Origin of the sequence: Flavonifractor sp. An112, from assembly GCF_002161085.1 — a bacterium.
GTDB classification, from domain to species: Bacteria; Bacillota; Clostridia; order Oscillospirales; family Oscillospiraceae; genus Flavonifractor; species Flavonifractor avicola.
This window is the reverse complement of sequence record NZ_NFLU01000004.1, coordinates 23,740-45,124: the sequence shown is the minus strand read 5'-3', so window position 1 is coordinate 45,124 and position 21,385 is coordinate 23,740. Positions and strand designations below refer to the sequence as shown.

Sequence of the window (21,385 nt, the reverse complement as noted above, 5' to 3'; positions counted from 1 at the left end):
CATGGGAAAACCCACAGGATTTATGGAATATCAGCGCAGGGGGAATCCCTCTGAGACCCCTCTGGAGCGCATCAAGCACTACAACGAGTTTCACCCCCGGCTGGGCCGGGACGACCGGCGGCGGCAGGGCGCCCGGTGCATGGAGTGCGGCGTACCCTTCTGTCAGTCGGGGGCGGTGCTGAACGGCATGGTGTCCGGCTGTCCCCTCCACAACCTGATCCCCGAGTGGAACGACCTGGTGTACACCGGCAACTTCACCCACGCACTGGAGCGGCTTTTAAAGACCAATAACTTCCCTGAGTTTACCGGCCGGGTGTGCCCCGCCCTGTGCGAGGCGGCCTGTACCTGCGGTCTCCATGGAGACCCGGTTACCGTAAAGGATAATGAGCTGGGTATCATCGAGGACGCCTGGGACCGGGGCCTCATGTCCCCCCGTCCTCCCAAGGCCCGCACCGGTAAAAAGGTGGCGGTGGTTGGTTCCGGCCCTGCCGGTCTGGCCTGTGCCGATCAGCTGAACCACCGGGGCCACAGCGTTACCGTCTTTGAGCGTGAGGACCGGCCCGGAGGCCTCTTGATGTATGGCATTCCCAACATGAAGCTGGAAAAGCCGGTGGTCCAGCGGCGGCTGGACAAGATGGCCGCTGAGGGAATCACGTTCCGTACCGGCGTGGATGTGGGCAAGGACCTCAGCCCGGAGCAGCTGCGGCGGGACTTTGACGCAGTTGTGCTGTGCTGCGGTGCTGCCCAGCCCCGGGATCTGGCTGTCCCCGGGCGGGAGCTGGACGGTGTGTGGTTCGCGGTGGACTTCTTGAAGGAAACCACCCGTTCCCTGCTGACCCACAACCTGGCCGAGGGCACCTACCCCTCCGCCAAGGACAAGCACGTTGTCATCGTAGGCGGCGGCGACACCGGCAACGACTGCGTTGGCACCTGCATCCGCCACGGCTGCGCCAGCGTGACCCAGCTGGAGATGATGCCCAAAGCCCCCGATCAGCGGGCAGAAAATAACCCCTGGCCGGAGTGGCCAAGGGTGTGCAAGACCGATTACGGCCAGGAGGAGGCCATCGCCCTCTTTGGCCACGATCCCCGGGTCTATGAGACCACTGTGGCCGAATTGATGGGTGACGAGCACGGCAAGCTGAAGGCAGTGAAAACCGTCAAGCTGGGTCCCGACCACCAGCCCATCCCTGGCACCGAGGCGGTACTGGACTGCGACCTGCTCCTCATTGCCGCCGGGTTCCTGGGACCCCAGGACTATGTACCCCAGGTGTTCGGGCTGGAACGTACCCCCCGCTCCTGTGTCAAAATGGCGGAAGGCGGTTACGCCACCACCGTACCCGGCGTCTTTGCCGCTGGCGATATGCGCCGGGGCCAGTCCCTGGTAGTGTGGGCCATCCGGGAGGGCCGGGAGGCCGCCCGGGACGTAGATCAGTATTTGATGGGATACACCAATCTATAAAGAAAGCCCCCCGGCCAAGCCGGGGGGCTTTTACTTGATTTACAGCGCGGCGATTACCTGATACATCAGCATGAAGTGGAACAGGGAGCCCGCCAGGATAAACACATGGAAGATCTCATGGCAGCCGAACTTGGGGTTATTGCGGCCAGGCCACTTGACGGCGTAGAGTACACCGCCGATGGTATAGAGCACGCCGCCACCCAGCACCCAGAACATTCCCGCCCCAGGCAGCACCTGCATCAGGGGCACCAAAGCAATGATGGCCAGCCAGCCCATGGCGATATAGATGCCGGAGGTGAGCCAGCGGGGGGCGGAGAGCCATACCAGGGTGAGCACCAGTCCCGCCAGAGCCAGCCCCCAGATCACACCGAAGAGGCTCCAGCCCCAACCGCCCATTTCCCGCAGGGCTACCAGACACACAGGGGTGTAGCTGCCGGCGATGAGAAAATAGATGGAGGCGTGGTCATACTTCCGCAGGGCGATACGCCCGGCCACGCTGGTATTGATGCAGTGGTACAGGGTGCTGGCGGTATACAGGCCCACCATGCTGATCCCATAGATCAGGAAGGAGACCAGATGCCACACGCTCAGCTCTTCCAGCAGGCAGCGGGCCACCAACAGCACCGTGCCCACGGCAGCCAGTGCTGCACCTATGCCGTGGGTAATGGCCGACCAGGGCCGCAGGCCGTCATAGGGGTCCCGCTCTTGTTTCGCCTTCCGAGCCGGACGGGCCTTGGGATGATAATAGAGGGCGGAAGGGTTGCCTCTTAAAATATTCTCCTGATTCATACCATACACCTGCCATTCTGTCAAAGCTGATAGGAGATATCTTTTCTTCTCTTATAGTATAGTTCCAATCTTATAATATTGTCAACACAAAAAGGTAATATAATTTTTAAAATTATATTACAGTTTCTGTACATGATGTCTGTAGCATACCCTTTTCTCCCCCATCCTATCCTCTTTTCAGAAAAGACAGCAAAAAGCGGCGGTTTTTACAAAAAAACCGCCGCTTTTGATTCAAATCCAATTAACCTTTTTTAATGTCCCGGGTGGCGTAGGCGTTCAGGTCCATGCCGCCCCGCTTTCCCGCCAGATATTCATAGTAGCCCTGACAGCCGATCATGGCCCCGTTGTCCCCGCACAGAGACAGAGGAGGCAGGAACAGCTGATCGCCGGACTGACGGCAGGCTGTCTCCAGATCGGCCCGGATACGGGAATTGGCCGCCACGCCGCCCGCCACAGCAATTTTGCCATAGCCGCAGCGCTTGGCCGCCTCCATGGTACGGGGTACCAGGGTATCGCTAACGGCGGCGGCAAAGGAGGCCGCCAGGCCCTTCATGTCCAGCTCCTCCCCCTTCTGCGCGGTGTTGTGGGCCAGATTGAGCACCGCTGTCTTAAGCCCAGAAAAGGACATATCCAGAGGGGCGTCCGCCACATGGGCCCGGGGCAGCTCGTAGCGGGTATCATCGCCGCCCTGGGCCAGCTTGTCCATAGGGGCCCCGCCGGGATACCCGATGCCCAGCACCCGGGCCACCTTGTCAAAGCACTCCCCCGCCGCGTCGTCCCGGGTAGCACCCAGGATCTCCATATCAGTGTAGCCCTTTACGTCCACGATCATGGTGTTGCCGCCGGAGACACAGAGACACACAAAGGGGGGCTCCAGGTCGGGGTGGGCGATGTAGTTGGCGGCGATATGGCCCCGGACATGATGGACCGGGATGATGGGCACATTGAGGCCGTAGGCCACCGACTTAGCAAAGTTCACGCCCACCAGCAGGGCGCCGATGAGGCCGGGGGCGTAGGTCACCGCCACAGCGTCGATGTCGCTCCGGGTGATCCCCGCCTGCAGGAGGGCCTGATCGGCCAGCCCGGCGATGGCCTCGATGTGCTTGCGGGAGGCAATCTCAGGCACCACGCCGCCGTAAATGGCGTGCATATCCGCCTGGGAGGCGATGGCGTCAGACAGGACGGTGCGGCCGTCCCGCACCACCGCCACGGCAGTCTCGTCGCAGGAGGATTCAATGGCAAGAATATTCATGGTTCATTCCTTCTTTCCGCAGTGAGCCGCCGGAATATGGATCATCCGGCGAAACAGAACAGGGGGCATCTGACTCTGATACAGCCCCCGGTGGGTATTCTGAAGGGTCTCTTCGTCCAGTACACAGGACTCCGACCACACCAACATGGCATAGCGCACGTGGAAAATATCCGCCTGATAAGTCATCAGCCGGAACCCCGCCCGCTGGTAAAAGGCCAATCGGCGGCGGCGCACCCGGTCCTTCTCTGGAGAAATTCCCGGCTCCGGCGCCTCCGCCTCTGCCAGCAGGGTACACGCCGGTCCATACCGGGCTTTCAGCAGTTCCAGTGCCTGGGTGCCCAATCCCTGGCCCCGTCCCTCAGGACACACAGCCAGATAATCCAGCAGGGCACAGTTACCCTCCGCCGTCCGCCATAAAAAGGCATAGGCCAGCAGCGCATCCCCCTCAAAGACACCCCAGGTATCATAGCGTCCAGCCCGGCGCAGGCTACGGATGGAGGTAAAAGGCCGCCGCTCGCTGCGGGGAAAATCCCGCTTCACATGGATCCGGTAAACCTGCCGCAGCTGGCTGTCGGTGAGCAGCCGCAGCTCAGGCATGGTCTCCAAACTCCACCGTCATCAGCAGGGCATCCTCATGCTCCTCCCGGTAGTAATTCTTCCGGCGGCCCACCGTCTGAAAGCCCAGCTTTTCATACAGGGCAATGGCGGGAGCATTGCTCTCCCGCACCTCCAGAGTGAGGAAGGCCAGGTGGGCCTGCCCAAACCGGATGTAAGCACCCAGAATGGCCTCTGCCACCCCCTGACGGCGGTAGGCCGGAGCCACTGCGATTTTCTCCAGAGTACCTTCGTCCAGAATGGCCCGCACCTCGCCGTAGCCCAGCACGGTACCGTCCTCCCCCTCGGCCACCACCAGGGAGATCATATCGTTATACAGTTCCTGCTCCAGCAGGACCTCCGACCAGGGGTGGGAAAAGCACTCCCGCTCGATGGCCGCCACCTGGCTCAGGTGGGACTTGTCCATAGGGACCAGCTTATAATTCATGTCCTGTTCTCTCCTTATTTCATCCATCCCGGTGGGCCGGGCGGCAACTCATCCGGCCCCAGAGGCACCTTCACATCGGTGCGGTCAGGGCCGTAAATAGCCCTGTGCAGGGCCATCACCGGGGCCAGATCCGCGGGCAGTTCCGGCAGAAAGGTGGTAAACCTCATCCCACAGGTGGCCATATCGTAGGCAGGCACAAAACCGCACCGCTCATAAAACCGAAGCCGCCGCTACCGTAGCGCATTCTCCGCCAGATCGTCCCCTTCCACTGGCCGCTCCGCCTCAATGAGCAGCAGAGACTTTCCCGCCAGCTGCTCCGCCAGCATCCGGACAATCTGACTGCCCAGGCCTCCATTCCGCCGGGCGGCGGTGACCCCCAGATAGTCCAACAAAATGCAGCTTTTATCGGCGGGTTCCATCCAGAGGGTGGCGTAACCCAGCAGGGCCTCCCCCTCAAAGAGGCCCCACACCTCATACCGCCCCTGGTCTATCAGGGCCAGAATATTGGGCAGAGGCTTACGCTCATTGGGCGGAAAGGCCTGGGTCAGTTCCCGGTCATACCAGTCCCGCAGTGCGCCGCCGGTCACAGGACGCAATTCCATAAACGGCTCCTTTCAGCCCTTGGCCTGGGCCCAGCTGCGGCCGGCGTGGGCCTCGGCGATGAGGGGCAGGGCCAGCTGCACCACCTGCTCCATCTCGGTCTCCAGCAGGGTCTTGACCCGGTCGGTCTCCCCTTCCGGGCACTCCACGATCAGTTCGTCGTGGACCTGGAGGATAAGCCGGGCCTCCAGGCCCTCGGTACGCAGCTTGTCCGCCACCCGGATCATGGCCAGCTTGATGATGTCGGCGGCGGTGCCCTGAATGGGCATATTCAGCGCCACCCGCTCCCCAAAGGAGCGCATATTGAAGTTGGAGGATTTCAGCTCGGGCAGCCAGCGGCGGCGGCCCATGAGGGTGGACACATAGCCGTCGCTCTTGGCCTTCTCCACCACCTGGGTCATATAGGCGTGAACGCCGGAGTACTTCTCAAAGTATTTCTCCATATACTCCTTGGCCTCGGCACGGGTGACCCCGATATCCTGGGACAGGGAGAAGTCGGAGATGCCGTAGACGATGCCGAAGTTCACCGCCTTGGCCCGGCGGCGCATCTCGTGGGTCACCTCTTCCGGCGCCACCCCGAACACCTGGGAGGCGGTGACGGTGTGGATGTCCTCCCCGGAGCGGAAGGCGGATATCATATGCTCGTCTCCTGCGATGTGGGCCAGCAGCCGCAGCTCGATCTGGGAATAGTCGGCATCCACCAGCATCTTGCCCGCCGGGGCCACGAACATCTTCCGCAGCTCGGCCCCCAGCTCGGTACGCACGGGGATATTCTGCAAATTGGGCTCGGTGGAGCTGAGCCGCCCGGTGGCAGTAACGGTATTCTGGAAGGAGGTGTGGATGCGCCCGTCGGCGGCGATCACCTTGGTGAGGCCGTCCACATAGGTGGACTTCAGCTTGGCCAGCTGCCGGTAGTCCAGCACCGCCTCCACAATGGGGTGCTTGTCCCGCAGCTTCTCCAGCACCTCGGCGTTGGTGGAGTAGCCCGTCTTGGTCTTCTTCACCGGGGGCAGGCCCAGCTTTTCAAACAGAATCTTTCCGAACTGCTGGGTGGAGTTGATGTTGAACTTCTCCCCCGCCAGCTCATAGATCAGGGTCTCGTCGGCCTTGATGCGCTCGTCCAGCATCTCGCCAAAGGCGGTGAGGGCCCCCCGGTCCACCAGCACTCCGGCGTGCTCCATCCCGGCCAGCACCGGACACAGGGGGAGCTCCACCTCATAATAGAGCTTGTCCATACCTAGTTCCGTGAGCCGGGGGGCCATAGCCTCCTTCAACGCCCCGATAAGGGCGCAGTGGGACAGCAGGGCGGCCAGGGCCGCCGTCTGATCGGCCAGAGGGGTAAAGGCATCCTTTGCCAGGTAGGTATCCTTAGCCTTGGCATACTCATGGTTGAACCACCGCATACCCAAAGTCTCCAGCTCATAGCTGCCGTCGGTTGGGGCCAGCAGATAGGCCGCCAGAGCCGTATCAAAGACAAAGCCGCCTCCCTCGATGCCCTCATCCAGCAGCCGGGACAGCAGGGTTTTCACGTCGTGGGTATTCTTTTTGATGTCAGGAGCAAAGAGGGCCTTCAAAACGCTGTTGTACCCCTCCATCTGATCGGCCCTGAGGATGGCGGCGTGACTATCCCGCTCACTCTCCCAGTGCTCCACCACAACCACATCCAGAGAGGGCAGGGCCAGCACATCCACGCTGTCCTTCTGCCGCCAGATGGACAGCAACTCCTCTGCCCGGTTCAAATCGGTGACATCTTCACTGGTACAGGTGCCAGCAAACTGTTCCTCCTGCTGTACCTCCCCCTGGGGGGCGCTGAGGCCCAGCTTGTCGATAAGCTTATTGAACTCCAGCTTGAGGAAAAGCTCGTACAGGACGGCGGCATTAGGTTCCTTCCGCAGGTTGGCCTCAGGGGTGAAGTCGATGGGTGCGTCACAGTGGATAAGGGCCAGATCATAGGACATTTTAGCCTGGTCTGCCCCTTCCGTCAGCTTCTTGAGCACGGCGGGCTTGGCCTCTACGCTGTCCAGATTCTGATAAATGGCCTCCACGCTGTGGTAGCGCTGGATCAGGTCCATGGCGGTTTTTTCACCGATCCCCTTGACGCCGGGGATGTTATCGCTGGTATCCCCCATCAGGGCCTTCAGGTCCACCATGTGGATGGGATCAAAGCCATAGGCCTCCCGAAAGGCCTCGGGGGTCATCTCCTTGGTGGTGGTCTGGCCCATGCGGGTGGACACCAGCTTCACCCTGGTGGTATCGGTGACCAGCTGGAGGGAGTCCTTGTCGCCGGTAACAATGACGGTATCCCACCCGGCAGCGGTGTCTTTCACCGAGATGGTACCGATGAGGTCGTCGGCCTCCCAGCCGTCCATCTCATAGCGAGGGATGTTCATGGCCTCCAGTACCTGCTTCAGGATGGGCAGCTGAGCCGCCAGTTCTTCCGGCATTCCCTTCCGCTGGGCCTTGTAGCCCTCATAGGCCAGGTGGCGGAAGGTGGGGGCCTTCCGGTCAAAGGTGACACACAGGGCGTCGGGCCGCTCCTCGTCGATCAGCTTGAGCAGGATATTCACGAAGCCATAGACAGCGTTGGTGGGGGTGCCGTCCTTAGTGGTAAGCAACCGGATTCCGTAAAAGGCTCGGTTGATGATGGAATTGCCGTCAATGACCATGAGCTTCATGAAAGGACCTCCTGCTGTCCGGCACACCGGACATAAAATCTCAGGTTATAGTATACCAGCTTTCTCCGTCCCATACAAGAGAAACGCCCGCCGGGTCACCTCACAATGGTGACCGCTATGCGTGCCGAGGCCAAATACCCCTCGGCAGAAGCCAGCAGGATATAGATCCTTCTGAGACGGCGGTATCAGGAAGGTCCTTCCCCTCCGGCTTCAGGCATGGCTAACATTCCGCGCCCAATAACGCCGCATATGCCGGCGCACAGACTTGCTCAGCGCAGGAATGCCCAGCAGTTCCAGTCCGGTCTGCCAGGTGCAGCCCACTTGTCTGAACAATACATCCAGCTCCCCGGGCAGCTCCTCCCGGCAGGGAGGCTGACCTGTCCGTCGGACCGCCGCGCAGTACTCCCCCAGTGTTTGTCGGGCATCCTCATCCAGGCATACGCCCCGGGACGCGCACCGCTTCAGGAAGGGCAGGGTGTCCACCCGCTCGGGCCAGTCCGCCGGCCACATCCGCTCTGCCGCCTGCTGGCGGCTCCTGCCCCGGGCCCGCCAACAGGCATGATGGAGGGAACCAAAGCGCTTTTCCAGATACCAGCGGTAGACGCACAGCAGCCGCTCCGGACGGGGCGAACCATTGCGCCCCTCCATGGTCTCCACCAGTGACTCCAATAGTTCTTCGTCGGAAAAGCTGGTATACACCTGTCTGCCAATGGGACATTCCGGGGAAAAATAGAGGGTAAGATCTCCATCCAGCTGCTGAGATAATCCGGGCGTATCGGTCATCTCCTCCTCCAGTTCCGCCAGCCACTGGCGATATTCATTCAATTCCCGCTGAGACAATCTGTTCTTTCCGGTCCGTTCCATAGCTTTACTACCTCCCTGCCGCCGCAAATGGATTCCGGCGGGGACATCCATGGCCCAGGCCATAGCAAAAGAAAAGAGTTTCCCGGACGGGAAACTCTTTTTTCATCAGCTCAAATGCCTGTGCTGTCACGCGCCATTTCCCCGCCGAATATGCGCGTTACCGTCGCGGCTGGCTGGTCTCCTGGCTTGGATTCAACCTTACGCCCGTCTTCCCATCCGTACCCGGACAGTGACCTTATGAGCGCTCGTCATCCTTACAGTAGAGAGGGCTGCTGCGGACTTGCACCGCATTCCCATTGAAAGCCCCGCCCCTGAGGACGGACAGCTACCAACCGCTGATTGGATTCAGTTGTTGTTTCTATTATATCATCTTCGTCCGAAAATACAATGCCTACTTTGGTTACATCCCGCCGTAAGGTCCGTTCCACCCGCCGGGCTGAGGCCGCTGAGGAAAGGCTCCATACACCACCCAGTTATAAAAATTGGCATTGGCCGCCCCCATATAGGGGCCAATCCACAGGCTCAGAATACCCAGGGTGAAGGGAGACAAAATCAGCCATCCCAGGAAGGACAGGTCCTGTACGAACAGTGCCATGATATTGCCCCGCATGGCGTTGCGGCTGTGGCCAATGGCCTCCAGGGCGCCCATCTCCGGGTGGTCCAGCAGAAAGTAGACCGCCAGCCGGTAACGATAGGATATGGCAATCATCCAAACCAGCATGATCAAAGCGCCGACAAGGATCAGGGTGACGCTGTGCATTAGATAGGCCAGGAACACAAAGCCCACATAGACCGCCATACCGATGAGCCCCCACAGGAACACAAACAGGGCCGACAGGAAATTCACAGCCAGTGCCCGTCCTATCGTATAAAAGCCATCCAGCAGATTTCGGTAGCTGGGACCTTCCCGCCGGGTCAATCGCAGGCTATAGGAGGTATATCCGTAATCCATCACCCAGCTATAGAGCGCCAGCAGCAGCTCCATGACCAGAATCACCGCAATGCGCTGGGGGGTAAAGATGGCGGTCAGGATCTCTTCCACTTCATAGCTGGTCTCTGTCAGATAAAAATAGGCAGCCTGAAAAGGCTCAGATACAAAATTCAGCACCACACTGCTCAGTACACCGGTCAGCAGCACATACACCAGCGTCACCAGCATGGGGTGGGGATAGGCCCCCCGCATGGCATCCCGTGCCAGCCACTTGGACTCAGGACGGTTATATCCCATGGTACTCCCTCACAATCGTTTCTACCTTGTTGAGGAAATGATACCACATCATGTTTCCGATTGCAACCCGGGCAGCACCACCGTAAAGGTCACGCCCCCCGTCCGGTTGACCGCCCAGCAGCGGCCTCCATGGGCCTCCACCGCCGCCCGGACAATGGCCAGGCCCAAACCGGTACCTCCGTCCGCCCGGCTGCGGCCCTCATCCCCCCGGTAGAAGGGCTCGAACAGGCGGTCCAGATGTTTTTGCGGGATGACGGGGCCGTCATTGTCCACGGTCAGCGTGATCCGCCGTCCCTTTTGGGCCAGGGCAATGGTCACCGCGCCGCCGGGGGTGCAGTGGCGCAGGGCATTGTCCGCCAGATCATCCACCACTTCTTCCAACCGCAGCCGGTCCCCCAGCATGGATGCCGGAGCCAGTTGAATACGCAGTTCAATGTTCTTTTCCTCCGCCAGCAGAGACAGCCGTGCAGCACCATTCTCCACCAGCGCGGCCAGATCCAGGGGCTCCCGCTCCACCTTGCCGCCGCTCTCCAGCCGGGCCAGGTCCATCAGGCTCCCCACCAGGGCCGCCATCCGGTCGCTCTCAGCCACTACGGTGTCCAGGTACTGGCCCCGCTTGGCGGGGTCGATGTCCTCCCGCAGGGCCTCGGCATGGGTGCGCAGCACCGCCAGAGGAGTCTTGAGTTCATGGGCCGCCCCCCGGACGAAGGCCCGTTCCCGCCGGATGGCCCGACTCTCCAGCCAGGCGGTGAACAGGGCCAGTGCCACCGCCGCCGCCAGGGTGAGCAGAGCCGCCGGCTCTAGGCCGGCCAGCAGGTAATCCCCCGGCAGGCAATAGTTGGAGGCCACCGGATGCACGCCGTACTCCCTCAGATCGGCGTTTCCATTTCCCTTGTAAATCGTGTAAGTTCCGGTGGAGTACGCGTACATCCACCGGGGATTGTCCGCTTCAACAGCGTCTACCTGCGCCACCATGTCCCGATACTGCTCCAGCCGTCTCGCCGGCCCGCCCCGGCCCGTCAGAGCACAGTAACATTCCAGCCATATGGCCTGAAAGTGCTCCGCCTCCCGGTCGGGAAAGAGTTGGGCGTCGGAATCGGCCAGTACCACCTGCTCTTCCCCAAAGTGCAGAGTGAGGGTCCGGACATAGATCACCTCCCCCTCCTCCCAGCCGGTCAGTTCGATTTTGTCCGGGCCGATACCGGTCCAGAAGCTGTGGTCAGAGTAGCCGTTCAGAATGCGGGCGGCTGCCATCTGCCCCTCCTCGGTCAGGGCCGGGTCAAAGAGGAGATACCGCAGCTCCGTCGTCCCGTCCGGCTGGTACACCGCGCTGCGGCCTGCCAGCATCTGGCTCTGTCCCAGCCGCTCCCCCTCCTGGTCGTACACCCGTACAAAGTACTGCCCGCCGTACTTCTTCAGGGTGTCGCAGCTGTTCATGGTCAGCATGACGGATAATTCGTCCTTCTCCCAATCTGGAATCTCCCCCTCCTCAGGCGGAGTGGGGATAGAAAAGCTGGTGGTCCCCTGGGTAATGGCATTGGGAAGCTCATACTGCTGACTGATAATGTCCTCCCAACTCCACTGGTGATTGACCCAGAGCATAGCGCCTATGGCCACCCCCCAGAGGAGCAGAGAGACCAGCAGCGACTTGGCAAAGCATCTGAAAAACAGCCGTTTGTCCTTCATATTACTCGCCCTCCATCCGATACCCCGCCTTGAATACCGTCTTGATCTGCTTTCCGGCGCTCCCCAGGGCGGAGCGCAGGCTTTTGATCCGCACATCCACCGCCCGCTGGCCTCCCTCGAAGTCGATGCCCCACACCTTGTCCAGCAGCTGGTCCCGGCTGAGCACCTGACCTTTGTTGCGGATGAGGCAGAGCAGCAGATCATATTCCCGGCGGGTCAGGCTTACCGGTCTCCCCGCCACGGTGCAGGTATGTCCCGCAAGGTCCAGGGCGATGACCCCGCACCTCAGAGTCTCGCTGTCTCCCACTCCCCGGCTGCGGCGGATTACCGCCTTTGTCTTGGCCAGCAGCACTGCCAGGGAGAAGGGTTTGGTCACATAGTCATCCGCGCCCAGAGCGTACCCCTGAAGCACATCCTCTTCACTGCCCAGAGCGGTAAGGAAGAGGATGGGCATCCGGCTCTTGGCCCGTACCACCCGGCAGACCGAAAAGCCGTCCAGGTTTGGCATGAGCACGTCCAGCAGCATGGCATCGTAGTCGTGGTCCCGCAGCAGGTCTAGAGCCTCCTCCCCGTCCCGGGCCAGATCGCAGTCCAGACCGTGAGCAGTAAAGTAGTCCCGAATAATATCACGGATACGGGCCTCGTCCTCCACCACCAGAATATGGTCCGCCATGGCTCCCCTCTCCTTTCATTCACAGGATAGCAAAAAGATGTGTCCATCTGATGTCAAAAAAGGCGCTGCAATGATATTGCAGCGCCTTTTAATTGTTCCTGCTTAGCCTCTCAATTCCAGAAGCTTCTGCTTCAGCTCGCCTTCGATACGGCCCAGCTCCGCTTCGGCCTCCCGGCGCTTCTGGGCGCCCTCCTGCTGGATGTTCATGACCTCATCCAGGGTGGAGATGAGCTGCTGGTTGGTATGCTGGAGGGTCTCCAGGTCCACCACGGAGCGCTCGGCCTCCTTGGCGGTCTCCAAAGTGCCCATTTTCAGCATATCGGCGTTCTTTTGCAGCAGTTCGTTGGTCATGTTGGTCACCGCGCTCTGGGCGGCGGTGGCCTGACGGGAGTGCTCCAGCCCCAGGGCCAGCACCATCTGGCTCTTCCAAAGGGGGATGGTGTTCACCAGAGAGGACTGGATCTTCTCCAGCATCAGGGTGTCATTGTTCTGGATCAGCCGGGTCTGGGGCCCCATCTGGATGGAGATCATCCGGGTCAGCTCCAGGTCGTGGATCTTCTTCTCAAAGCGGGTGCACATATTGGCCAGGTCGTTATAGGCCTGGGCATCCTCCTGGGCGCCGCTCTGGGCCGCCTTCTGACGCAGCTGCTCCAGCTCTCCGGCCCGCACCTGGGCCAGGCGCTTCTTGCCCGCCAGGATGTACATGGTCAGTTCCTTATAATATTTGGTGTTGAGGTCATACATCTGGTCCAGCATGGCGATGTCCTTCATCAGGGTCACCTGGTGGGCCTCCAGCACCTCCACGATCTTGTTTACGTTGGTCTCCGCCTTGGAGTAGGAGGCCTTCATGGCCTCCAGCTGGTTGCGCTTCTTCTTGAAGAAGCCGAAGAAACCCTTCTCGTCCTCCTCGCCGCCGAAGCCCTTCAGTTCCACCACCAGAGAGGACAGGGCCTGTCCCACCTCGCCCAGATCCTTGGTACGCACCGAGTTGAGGGTATTTTCCGAGAAACCGGCAATGTTCTTCTGGGCCGCAGCGCCGTACTGGAGCACCAGATTGGTATCGGTCAGATCGATCTTCTGGGCAAAGTCATCCACCATCTTGCGCTCAGCTTCGGTGAGCTGGCTTTCGTCCAACTGAATGGCCTTGGCCTCCTCACTGGCGTTGGGGTCCAGGCTCAACTGAGGCGCGGCAGGCGCTTCCGCTGCGGCGGTACCCAGATCCGGGGTCAGCGTCAGCTCCGGGGTAAAATCCATGTTGTCAGCCATGACTGCGTCCCTCCATATTCCATACCGGCAGCGCCGGCTTGTTCTTCCAAATCATTGTACCGTTCCCCCATTCCCCTGTCAAGAACACGTTGACTTTCCCTCAAAAAGTCAGTATCATTAAAAACATATTCCGATATTCCGTTTTGAGAGAGGAAGTCTTGCCCCATGCTCACCCTGAAAGAATTTAAGGAGGCCCGCAGCGTGCTCTCCGGGGTCATCCGGAACACCAGTCTGGTCTACAGCACCGCCTTTTCCAAGGCCACCGGCAACCATGTGTACATCAAGCCGGAAAATATGCAGGTTACCGGCGCCTACAAGATCCGGGGCGCCTACTATAAAATCAGCACCTTGACCGAGGAAGAAAAGGCCAAGGGTCTGGTCACCGCCTCCGCCGGCAACCACGCCCAGGGTGTGGCCTACGCCGCCCAGCAGGCCGGCGTGAGCGCCACCATCGTCATGCCCACCACCACTCCCCTGGTGAAGGTAAACAACACCAAGGATTACGGTGCCAAGGTAGTGCTCCACGGCGAGACCTTTGACGACGCCGCCGAGCTGGCCGCCAAGCTGTCTGCTGAGGAGGGCCTGACCTACGTCCATCCCTTCAACGATCCCGCCATCGCCACCGGCCAGGGCACCATCTCTTACGAAATCTTCCAGGACCTGCCCGACGTGGACGTGATCCTGGTGCCCATCGGCGGCGGCGGACTGGCCACCGGCGTGTCCACCCTGGCCAAGCTGCTCAACCCCAACGTCACCGTCATCGGCGTGGAGCCCGCCGGGGCCGCCTCCATGAAGGCCAGCCTGGATGCCGGTCATGTGGTCACCCTGGACAAGGTGGAGACCATTGCCGACGGCGTGGCGGTCAAGACCCCCGGCGACCAGATCTTCCCCTACATCCAGCAGAACATCGACGACATCATCACCATCGACGACGACGAACTGGTAGATGCCTTCCTGGATATGATGGAAAAGCACAAGATGATCGTGGAAAATGCCGGTCTGCTGCCCATTGCCGCCCTGAATCACCTCAAGTGCAAGGGCAAGAACGTGGTGCCTGTCCTCTCCGGCGGCAACATGGACGTGATCACCGTGGCCAGCCTGGTACAGCACGGTCTGATCAACCGGGGCCGGGTGTTCACCTTCTCCGTTCAGCTGCCCGACCGTCCCGGCGAGCTGCTGCGGGTGGCCCAGATCGTGGCCGAGGCCAACGGCAACATCATCAAGCTGGAGCACAACCAGTTTATCAACATCAATCGCCAGAGCGGCGTGGAGCTGCGGGTTACCCTGGAGGCCTTTGGCCACACCCACAAGCGGGCCATTTTGGACGCCATGTGTGCTGCCGGCTATCAGGCCCGGGAGTGCCACACCAACGACTTCTATAATTAAGCGGACCGGCCCCCGCAAACCAACTGTGTCCGGGGGAGTATACTCCCCCGGACACTATATGATGCGGCACGCAATTCCAGAGCATAGACCGCCGGGCCGGCAGCCCGTGGGTACGCGGGGGAGCGGCGGGGCCCCGGGCGTCATCCGCTTGCTGTATCTTATGTTCCCAACTTTCCCTTTGCCCCGGCCCATCCGCCAACGAGGGACAGGCTCTTTGCCCGTTCTCCCCATCTTTTTTAATAATGGAGTGGTAAATGATGATCAAGATCGCCCCTTCCATCCTCTCCGCCGATTTTGTAAACCTGGAGCGGGATATCCAGCGGGTATCCTCCGCCGACTGGCTCCATGTAGACGTCATGGACGGCTGCTTTGTCCCCAACATCACCATCGGCGTACCGGTGGTCCAGTCCATCCGCAAGTGCACCGATATGTTCCTGGATGTGCACCTGATGATCGACAAGCCGGTGCGTTACATTGAGGCCTTTGCCAAGGCGGGGGCCGACCTGCTGTCGGTCCACCTGGAGGCCGACCACCCCACCCGTATCGCCGAGGCACTCCGACTCATGGACGAGTTTGGGGTGAAAAAGGCGGTAGCACTGCGGCCCATCACCGCCGCCAGCGCCATTCTCCCCTATCTGGAGAACCTGGATATGGTGCTGGTCATGACGGTGGAGCCCGGCTTCGGCGGCCAGGCCTTTATGGAGCACCAGCTGGACACCATCCATCAGGTCCGTACCCTCATCGATCGCTATAATCCCGCCTGCCGTCTGGAGGTAGACGGCGGGATCAGTCCCAAGACCGCCGGGAAGGTGATCTCCGCCGGCGCCGATACCCTGGTGGCCGGTTCCGCGGTGTACGGAGCGGTGGACCCCGCTGCCGCCATCGCCGCCCTGCGGGAGGGCTGACTATGCCTGCTCCCCTGACCGACCGGCAGGCCAAAGACCTGGGCATCACCACCCGTCATGAGCGGATGGACAACGGCGAGCTGCGGTTCCGGCTGTGCGCCTGTGACGGAAGTTCCTACATCCGTACCGAGGCCAGCGACCAGAGCGGCTGGCAAAACAGCCACCTCCACCGGTATGTCCACGAGCTGAATGTGATTCAGCAGGGCACCATGCTGGTGGTGGAGGAACGGGACGGGGCCCTTATCCCCCGGGTGCTACGCACTGGCGATTTTTATCTCTGCCCGCTGAACGTGCCCCACAACTCCTATCTGCTGCCAGGCACGGTGGCCCACACGGTGAAATACGGTCAGGAACTCCCCGACGTGGACTGGGTAGCCTGTCCCCAACTGGACCTGCGCTGCCGCGCCCTGGATGTGGACGCCCTCATCCAGGCGGGTTCCCCTCCCCGCACTCAGGGGATCGATCTCTAAGAAGGGATGTTTTCATCTATGCAATATTTTCCCCCCGCGCTGGAGCAGCTGGTGGAGCAGTTCGCCCGGCTGCCCGGCATTGGCCGTAAGAGCGCTCAGCGGCTGGCCTTCTATGTTCTCTCCCTGCCGGAGGAGGACGCCGCCGCCTTCGCTCAGGCCATCACCGAGGCAAAGGCCGCCATCCACTGCTGCCCGGTCTGTCAGAATTTTTCCCAGGGAGACGGCCTGTGTCCCATCTGCCAGGACCCCAAGCGTGACCCCTCAGTCATCTGCGTGGTGGCAGACCCCAAAGATGTGGCCGCTATGGAGCGCTCCCGGGAGTATCCCGGTGTGTACCACGTCCTTCACGGCGTCATCTCCCCCATGAACCATGTGGGCCCCGATGAGCTGCGGGTGAAGGAGCTGGTAAACCGGGTGGCCGAAGGCGGGGTCAGCGAGGTCATTATGGCCACCAACCCGGACACTGAGGGAGAGGCCACAGCTATGTATCTTTCCCGTCTGCTGCGCCCCTTCGGGGTCAGGGTGACCCGGCTGGCCTACGGCATCCCGGTAGGCAGCCACCTGGAATATGCCGACGACGCCACCCTTATGCGTGCCCTGGAGGGCCGCCGGGAAATGTAAAAAAAGAGTTCCGCGCCAGTGGCGCGGAACTCTTTTTTAGTTGATGGCGCGATCTTAGTGATTGACAAATAGATAGGCCCGCTTTCTGAAATAGACCACCTGCAGGATGTAGACCAGCACGCACAGCCCCAGGCTGACCAGGGGAATTGCCATGTACTCCATCAGATACTGGCCGGGCACATAGTTGCTCAGCTGGGTGTAGGCGATCAGCAGGTTGACGGCAAAAAATACCGTGGGCAGAATGGCCAGGACCAGGAAGAGGGTGTTGCCGCCCGACTGGAGCCGGATCATCTTCACCCAGGCCACCAGCATCAGAACACCATAGACCGCACAGGCAAGGCCGATGATCATGGGATTAGGAATAAAGAGTGGCAGGTACAGAATAGCCATCCCTCTCCCATCCATCAGCAGAGCCTGGAAACTGCGATAATAGTACTCCACACTGCTCCCCATATCGCCCTCGATCCCCGCCATCACCATCAGCACAACGCCAAAGGCCAGATAGAGCAGGGCAGTCGGGATCATATTGAAATAGATCTGGAATTTGTACCAGTTCATAGGGCAGCCGTAATCAATTCGGCCGTTGCTGTAGGTGGGCTGTCTCCGCTCCTCATAGGGGGAACTGTAGGCACTCTGCTGGGGCGCAGACTGCCAGCCGCCCTGATAGCCCCGCTGGGGAGCACTCTGCCAGCCGCCGGACTGCTGGTTATTCTGCCAGCCGCTCTGCTGCCAGTTATTCTGCTGCTGCCAACCGGGTGCACTCTGCTGTGCGCCGTTCTGCCAGCTATTCTGCTGCCAGCCGGGAACAGACTGCTGAGCACTGCTTTGCCAACCACTCTGCTGCCAGCCGCCAGACTGAGCGTTCTGCTGGCTGCCCTGCCAGGAATTCTGCTGGGGCTCCTGCTGAGAGGCACTGGCTTGCCAGGGACTCTGAGTCTCCTGCTGCGGAGCGGAAGCCTGCCAGGGACTCTGGGCTTCCTGCTGCGGGGCACTGGCCTGCCAAGGACTCTGGGCTTCCTGCTGGGGCGCGCTGGTTGCCTGCCAGGGGCTCTGAGGCTCCTGCTGAACAGGTTCCGGCTCGGCCTTTACCTGCTCCACCGGCTCCTCCGGCACGGGGTTAAAGGTACTCCAGTCAAATTCATCGTTGGACGGGGTGTTCTCCGGCTCCGCCTGGGGCACGACAGTCTCAGGCTCCTGGGGCGGAGTCATATCCTGCCGGGGCTCCTCCGTGACAACGCCGCCGGACTGCTTCTTTCCACAGGCAACACAGAATATGCTGCCGTCCGGGATCTGAGTCCCACAGTGTTCACAATACATATGCTTTTACTCTCCTCTACACTCTCTTGCGGTTGCTGGGATATCTTATTTTATGTCATCTTTCGACGTTTGTAAACCCATATCTTTCACAAATTCTCCAGCCTTATCCATCTATCTCGTCCGCTGTCACGGCTACCTTGATTACGCCGTCCCGCCGGTTCTCAAAAAGCTCATAGGCCTCCTCAATACGGCTGAGAGGATAGGTATGGGTGATAAGGGCGGTGGTATCCAGTTTCCCCTGCGCGATCAGATCCAGCGTTTGGGCACAGTTGCAGCCGTCCACCCCGCCGGTCTTGAAGGTCAGGTTCTTGCCGTACATCTCGGGCAGGGGCAGCACCTGGTCATTGTCGTACAGGGCCACCACCGTCACTACGGCATTGGGCCGGGCGCACTGCCAGGCCAAGCGGAAGGTATCCGGTCCGCCCGCCACCTCCAGCACCACATCGGCGCCGCCATGGTCGCTGTGAGCCTGCACAAAGGCCTCCGCCTCCTCCGGTCCTACCGTCAGCACACCGGGATAGTGTGCCTCCACAAAGGCCCGGCGCAGAGGGTCCCGCTCGCACAGAATGATCTGTCGGGGACTCTGAAGCTGGACGCACTGGAGGGTACACAGGCCGGTAGGGCCACCGCCGATGATGAGCACCGTATCTTCCGGGCTGATGTTAGAGATATCCGCCGCCCAGTACCCGGTAGCCAGGATATCCCCCACAAAGAGGGCCTGCCGGTCGGATACCTCGTCCGGGATCTTGTTCAGGCCCTGGTTGGCGTAGGGTACCCGGACATACTCGGCCTGACCGCCGTCGATGCGGCAGCCCAGGGCCCATCCGCCGTTAGGATCGGTGCAGTTATTTACCCAGCCGTGGCGGCAAAACCAGCACTGGCCGCAGAAGGTCTCCACGTTCACGGTCACCCGGTCGCCGGGTTTTACCGTGGACACCCCGGCGCCTATCTGCTCCACGATGCCCACCATCTCGTGGCCTACCGTGATCCCGGGCACCGCCCGGGGCACCGAGCCGTGCTTGATATGCAGATCACTGGTGCAGATGCTGGACAGGGTAACCTTTACAATGGCATCCCCGTCCTCCATCAGCTGGGGTTTTGGCTTGTTCAGCAGGGCAAATTTCCCCCGCTCCACATAAGTATAGGCCAGCATGACTCCCCCTCCTTTTTGCCACAGTATACCATATTCCCAGCCATGATGCAAAAGGGCGTGCCGCAAATGCGGCACGCCCAATATCATACTTCTGTTTCCGGCTCCGGCCAGGGCAAATCCACCAGGATGGGCTTGTGGCCCACCGCCGGCAGAAAGCGGTCCAGAAAGTCGGACCGGGTCAGCTTGAGGGTGGAGGTGGAGAAGCAGGGGTGTCCACTGATAAAGTCCCCTTCCATCAGCTCCCGGTCTATCACCAGCTGCACCTTCCCCTCCTTGTCGTGCACCAGCTCAAAAGCACTGGCAGAGCCAGGGGCAGCCCCCAGCAGGTCCATCATATGCTCCGGCGTGGCAAAGGACAGCCTGGCACAACCCAACTGGGCGGTGACGTCCTTGGTTTTGAAGGGCTTGTCCCCCGGCATCATCAACAGGTAAAAGTCGGTCTGCTTTCGGTTGGTAAGCAGCAGGTTCTTGCAGATAGGAGCCCCCAGCACCTGCTCCACCGCCTTACAGTCCTCCATGGTGTTGGCATAGTCATGGTCACACCGCTGATAGGAGATACCCAGCTTGTCCAGGTAGGCATACACCGCCATCTCGTTGGGATGGCGCTCCTCCGCGGGCGGACCGCTGTATACGTTGGGATCTACTACCATGGCTTACACCTGCTCCAGGGCGTGGGCCACGTCCTCCAGAATATCGTTGATATCCTCGATGCCCACACTGAGGCGCACCAGGTCGGGGGAGACGCCAGCGGCGGCCAGCTCCTCATCGGTCATCTGGCGGTGGGTGGTGGAGGCGGGATGCAGGGTGCAGGTCTTGGCATCGGCCACATGGGTGGCGATGGAGGCCAGCTTCAGACCTGCCATGAACTTGGAAGCCGCCTCACGGCCGCCCTTCACGCCGAAGGACACCACGCCGCAGGTACCATTAGGCATATACTTCTGAGCCCGCTCGTAGTAGGGGTCCCCCTCCAGGCCAGGGTAACGCACCCAGGCCACCTTGGGATGGTCCTTCAGGAATTTGGCCACGGCCAGACCGTTCTCACAGTGCTTTGCCACCCGCAGAGGCAGAGTCTCCAGGCCGATGTTCAGATAGTAGCAGTTCTGGGGAGAGGGAATGGCGCCCAGGTCCCGCATGAGCTGAGCGGTGGCCTTGGTGATGTAGGCCCCCTCCAGACCAAAACGTTCGGTGTAAGTAATGCCGTGATAGCTCTCGTCGGGGGTGGTCAGACCGGGGAACTTATCGGCGTGGGCGGTCCAGTCAAACTTACCGGAGTCCACAATGGCGCCTCCCACCGCGTTGGCGTGGCCGTCCATGTACTTGGTGGTGGAGTGGGTGACAATGTCGGCCCCCCACTCAAAGGGACGGCAGTTCACCGGGGTGGCAAAGGTATTGTCGATGATGAGAGGCACACCGTGGGCATGGGCTGCCTTGGCAAACTTCTCAATGTCCAGCACGGTGAGAGCCGGGTTGGCGATGGTCTCGCCAAACACCGCCCGGGTCTCCGGCCGGAAAGCGGCATTCAACTCCTCCTCGGTGCAGTCCGGGTCCACAAAGGTAAAGTCAATGCCCATCCGCTTCATGGTCACGGCAAAGAGGTTATAGGTACCGCCGTAGATGGAGGAGGAGCAAACCACGTGCTCTCCGCAGGAGACGATATTGAAAATGGCATAGAAAGAAGCAGCCTGACCAGAGGAAGTGAGCATAGCCGCAGTGCCCCCCTCCAGGGCGCAGATCTTGGCAGCCACATGGTCATTGGTGGGGTTTTGCAGCCGGGTATAAAAATAACCGCTGGCCTCCAGATCAAAGAGGGCCCCCATCTGCTCTCCGGTGGCATACCGGAAGGTGGTGGACTGAACAATGGGGATGTTTCGGGGCTCTCCGTTGCCGGGGGTATAGCCCGCGTGGATACACTGAGTACTGATACGGTGCTGGCTCATGGGCTGATTCTTCCTTTCTTTGCGTGGGTTACAGTGCTGGATCTCATCACACACTAATGCTA

The 21,385-nt window shown here is 60.7% G+C and carries 21 protein-coding genes and 1 riboswitch; of the genes, 5 read left to right on the top strand and 16 right to left on the bottom strand.

Annotated features, from left to right (window positions below; all coding sequences use genetic code 11):
* The first annotated feature begins 1 nt into the window (after position 1).
* Positions 2-1,459 carry a glutamate synthase subunit beta gene (locus B5E56_RS04715; RefSeq protein ID WP_087388852.1) on the top strand — a complete coding sequence of 486 codons (1,458 nt, stop codon included), beginning with the start codon at positions 2-4 and terminating at the stop codon, positions 1,457-1,459.
* Between the two features lie 39 nt (positions 1,460-1,498).
* Here the strand turns inward: B5E56_RS04715 and B5E56_RS04710 are convergent, their stop codons facing one another.
* From B5E56_RS04710 to B5E56_RS04660, 12 genes are all read right to left on the bottom strand, one after another.
* Entirely contained in the window at positions 1,499-2,248 is a 750-nt protein-coding gene (locus tag B5E56_RS04710) for a PAQR family membrane homeostasis protein TrhA (protein ID WP_087187416.1), read from the bottom strand.
* Positions 2,249-2,489: 241 nt separating this feature from the next.
* Positions 2,490-3,500 carry a tRNA (adenosine(37)-N6)-threonylcarbamoyltransferase complex transferase subunit TsaD gene (gene tsaD, locus B5E56_RS04705; protein ID WP_087388851.1) on the bottom strand — a complete coding sequence of 337 codons (1,011 nt, stop codon included), beginning with the start codon at positions 3,498-3,500 and terminating at the stop codon, positions 2,490-2,492.
* A 3-nt stretch (positions 3,501-3,503) separates the two neighbouring features.
* Positions 3,504-4,097 carry a GNAT family N-acetyltransferase gene (locus B5E56_RS04700; protein WP_087388850.1) on the bottom strand — a complete coding sequence of 198 codons (594 nt, stop codon included), beginning with the start codon at positions 4,095-4,097 and terminating at the stop codon, positions 3,504-3,506.
* The gene (gene rimI, locus B5E56_RS04695) at positions 4,090-4,542 is read right to left on the bottom strand and encodes a ribosomal protein S18-alanine N-acetyltransferase (protein ID WP_087388849.1); all 453 of its coding nucleotides are present in this window, start codon (positions 4,540-4,542) and stop codon (positions 4,090-4,092) included. Before rimI ends, B5E56_RS04700 begins: the two co-directional genes overlap by 8 nt.
* A gap of 14 nt (positions 4,543-4,556) precedes the next feature.
* Positions 4,557-4,739, bottom strand: coding sequence for a hypothetical protein (locus B5E56_RS14865; protein ID WP_242958772.1), 183 nt, complete (start codon positions 4,737-4,739; stop codon positions 4,557-4,559).
* A 33-nt stretch (positions 4,740-4,772) separates the two neighbouring features.
* Positions 4,773-5,144: a GNAT family N-acetyltransferase gene (locus tag B5E56_RS14860; RefSeq protein ID WP_242958771.1), complete on the bottom strand. Its 372-nt coding sequence runs from the start codon at positions 5,142-5,144 to the stop codon at positions 4,773-4,775.
* A gap of 12 nt (positions 5,145-5,156) precedes the next feature.
* Positions 5,157-7,817, bottom strand: coding sequence for a DNA polymerase I (polA, locus tag B5E56_RS04685; protein ID WP_087388848.1), 2,661 nt, complete (start codon positions 7,815-7,817; stop codon positions 5,157-5,159).
* Positions 7,818-8,027: 210 nt separating this feature from the next.
* Positions 8,028-8,681: a hypothetical protein gene (locus tag B5E56_RS04680; protein WP_087187425.1), complete on the bottom strand. Its 654-nt coding sequence runs from the start codon at positions 8,679-8,681 to the stop codon at positions 8,028-8,030.
* A 153-nt stretch (positions 8,682-8,834) separates the two neighbouring features.
* Positions 8,835-9,029: riboswitch (cobalamin riboswitch) on the bottom strand.
* Positions 9,030-9,081: 52 nt separating this feature from the next.
* Positions 9,082-9,909, bottom strand: coding sequence for a DUF975 family protein (locus tag B5E56_RS04675; RefSeq protein ID WP_087388847.1), 828 nt, complete (start codon positions 9,907-9,909; stop codon positions 9,082-9,084).
* 48 nt (positions 9,910-9,957) lie between these two features.
* A complete protein-coding gene (locus B5E56_RS14995; RefSeq protein WP_158098666.1) occupies positions 9,958-11,595 on the bottom strand; it encodes a sensor histidine kinase in 1,638 nt (545 codons plus the stop codon).
* Position 11,596: 1 nt separating this feature from the next.
* Complete coding sequence (locus tag B5E56_RS04665) at positions 11,597-12,268, bottom strand: response regulator transcription factor (RefSeq protein ID WP_087388845.1); 672 nt, start codon at positions 12,266-12,268, stop codon at positions 11,597-11,599.
* Positions 12,269-12,370: 102 nt separating this feature from the next.
* Positions 12,371-13,534 carry a toxic anion resistance protein gene (locus tag B5E56_RS04660; RefSeq protein ID WP_087187429.1) on the bottom strand — a complete coding sequence of 388 codons (1,164 nt, stop codon included), beginning with the start codon at positions 13,532-13,534 and terminating at the stop codon, positions 12,371-12,373.
* Positions 13,535-13,699: 165 nt separating this feature from the next.
* Between B5E56_RS04660 and ilvA the strand changes: the two genes are divergently transcribed.
* From ilvA to recR, 4 genes are all read left to right on the top strand, one after another.
* Complete coding sequence (ilvA, locus tag B5E56_RS04655; protein ID WP_087388844.1) at positions 13,700-14,920, top strand: threonine ammonia-lyase; 1,221 nt, start codon at positions 13,700-13,702, stop codon at positions 14,918-14,920.
* A 257-nt stretch (positions 14,921-15,177) separates the two neighbouring features.
* Positions 15,178-15,825, top strand: a complete 648-nt coding sequence (rpe, locus tag B5E56_RS04650) for a ribulose-phosphate 3-epimerase (RefSeq protein WP_087266360.1) — start codon at positions 15,178-15,180, stop codon at positions 15,823-15,825.
* 2 nt (positions 15,826-15,827) lie between these two features.
* On the top strand, positions 15,828-16,295 hold the full coding sequence (locus B5E56_RS04645; RefSeq protein ID WP_087388843.1) for a cupin domain-containing protein: 468 nt from the start codon (positions 15,828-15,830) through the stop codon (positions 16,293-16,295).
* Between the two features lie 18 nt (positions 16,296-16,313).
* Positions 16,314-16,916, top strand: coding sequence for a recombination mediator RecR (gene recR / locus B5E56_RS04640; protein WP_087187433.1), 603 nt, complete (start codon positions 16,314-16,316; stop codon positions 16,914-16,916).
* A 54-nt stretch (positions 16,917-16,970) separates the two neighbouring features.
* On the opposite strand, the gene B5E56_RS04635 is transcribed toward recR, so the two are convergent.
* The 4 genes from B5E56_RS04635 to B5E56_RS04620 all read right to left on the bottom strand — a co-directional run bounded on the left by B5E56_RS04635 (position 16,971) and on the right by B5E56_RS04620 (position 21,323).
* Positions 16,971-18,233 carry a zinc ribbon domain-containing protein gene (locus B5E56_RS04635; protein ID WP_087388842.1) on the bottom strand — a complete coding sequence of 421 codons (1,263 nt, stop codon included), beginning with the start codon at positions 18,231-18,233 and terminating at the stop codon, positions 16,971-16,973.
* A gap of 103 nt (positions 18,234-18,336) precedes the next feature.
* Complete coding sequence (locus B5E56_RS04630; protein ID WP_087388841.1) at positions 18,337-19,386, bottom strand: alcohol dehydrogenase; 1,050 nt, start codon at positions 19,384-19,386, stop codon at positions 18,337-18,339.
* Between the two features lie 83 nt (positions 19,387-19,469).
* Complete coding sequence (locus B5E56_RS04625; RefSeq protein WP_087388840.1) at positions 19,470-20,036, bottom strand: prolyl-tRNA synthetase associated domain-containing protein; 567 nt, start codon at positions 20,034-20,036, stop codon at positions 19,470-19,472.
* A 3-nt stretch (positions 20,037-20,039) separates the two neighbouring features.
* Complete coding sequence (locus B5E56_RS04620) at positions 20,040-21,323, bottom strand: O-acetylhomoserine aminocarboxypropyltransferase/cysteine synthase family protein (RefSeq protein ID WP_087388839.1); 1,284 nt, start codon at positions 21,321-21,323, stop codon at positions 20,040-20,042.
* Between the last annotated feature and the right edge of the window lie 62 nt (positions 21,324-21,385).

What these genes read in the sequence shown, in the direction of transcription:
- ilvA (WP_087388844.1), top strand. Translation starts at nt 13,700, where the DNA reads ATGCTCACCCTGAAAGAATTTAAGGAGGCCCGCAGCGTGCTCTCCGGG.
- B5E56_RS04700 (WP_087388850.1), bottom strand. Translation starts at nt 4,097, where the DNA reads ATGCCTGAGCTGCGGCTGCTCACCGACAGCCAGCTGCGGCAGGTTTAC.
- B5E56_RS04660 (WP_087187429.1), bottom strand. Translation starts at nt 13,534, where the DNA reads ATGGCTGACAACATGGATTTTACCCCGGAGCTGACGCTGACCCCGGAT.
- B5E56_RS04665 (WP_087388845.1), bottom strand. Translation starts at nt 12,268, where the DNA reads ATGGCGGACCATATTCTGGTGGTGGAGGACGAGGCCCGTATCCGTGAT.
- B5E56_RS04620 (WP_087388839.1), bottom strand. Translation starts at nt 21,323, where the DNA reads ATGAGCCAGCACCGTATCAGTACTCAGTGTATCCACGCGGGCTATACC.
- B5E56_RS04645 (WP_087388843.1), top strand. Translation starts at nt 15,828, where the DNA reads ATGCCTGCTCCCCTGACCGACCGGCAGGCCAAAGACCTGGGCATCACC.
- tsaD (WP_087388851.1), bottom strand. Translation starts at nt 3,500, where the DNA reads ATGAATATTCTTGCCATTGAATCCTCCTGCGACGAGACTGCCGTGGCG.
- recR (WP_087187433.1), top strand. Translation starts at nt 16,314, where the DNA reads ATGCAATATTTTCCCCCCGCGCTGGAGCAGCTGGTGGAGCAGTTCGCC.
- rpe (WP_087266360.1), top strand. Translation starts at nt 15,178, where the DNA reads ATGATCAAGATCGCCCCTTCCATCCTCTCCGCCGATTTTGTAAACCTG.
- B5E56_RS14860 (WP_242958771.1), bottom strand. Translation starts at nt 5,144, where the DNA reads ATGGAATTGCGTCCTGTGACCGGCGGCGCACTGCGGGACTGGTATGAC.
- B5E56_RS04625 (WP_087388840.1), bottom strand. Translation starts at nt 20,036, where the DNA reads ATGGTAGTAGATCCCAACGTATACAGCGGTCCGCCCGCGGAGGAGCGC.
- rimI (WP_087388849.1), bottom strand. Translation starts at nt 4,542, where the DNA reads ATGAATTATAAGCTGGTCCCTATGGACAAGTCCCACCTGAGCCAGGTG.
- B5E56_RS04715 (WP_087388852.1), top strand. Translation starts at nt 2, where the DNA reads ATGGGAAAACCCACAGGATTTATGGAATATCAGCGCAGGGGGAATCCC.
- B5E56_RS04630 (WP_087388841.1), bottom strand. Translation starts at nt 19,386, where the DNA reads ATGCTGGCCTATACTTATGTGGAGCGGGGGAAATTTGCCCTGCTGAAC.
- B5E56_RS04675 (WP_087388847.1), bottom strand. Translation starts at nt 9,909, where the DNA reads ATGGGATATAACCGTCCTGAGTCCAAGTGGCTGGCACGGGATGCCATG.
- B5E56_RS14995 (WP_158098666.1), bottom strand. Translation starts at nt 11,595, where the DNA reads ATGAAGGACAAACGGCTGTTTTTCAGATGCTTTGCCAAGTCGCTGCTG.
- B5E56_RS04680 (WP_087187425.1), bottom strand. Translation starts at nt 8,681, where the DNA reads ATGGAACGGACCGGAAAGAACAGATTGTCTCAGCGGGAATTGAATGAA.
- B5E56_RS04635 (WP_087388842.1), bottom strand. Translation starts at nt 18,233, where the DNA reads ATGTATTGTGAACACTGTGGGACTCAGATCCCGGACGGCAGCATATTC.
- B5E56_RS04710 (WP_087187416.1), bottom strand. Translation starts at nt 2,248, where the DNA reads ATGAATCAGGAGAATATTTTAAGAGGCAACCCTTCCGCCCTCTATTAT.
- polA (WP_087388848.1), bottom strand. Translation starts at nt 7,817, where the DNA reads ATGAAGCTCATGGTCATTGACGGCAATTCCATCATCAACCGAGCCTTT.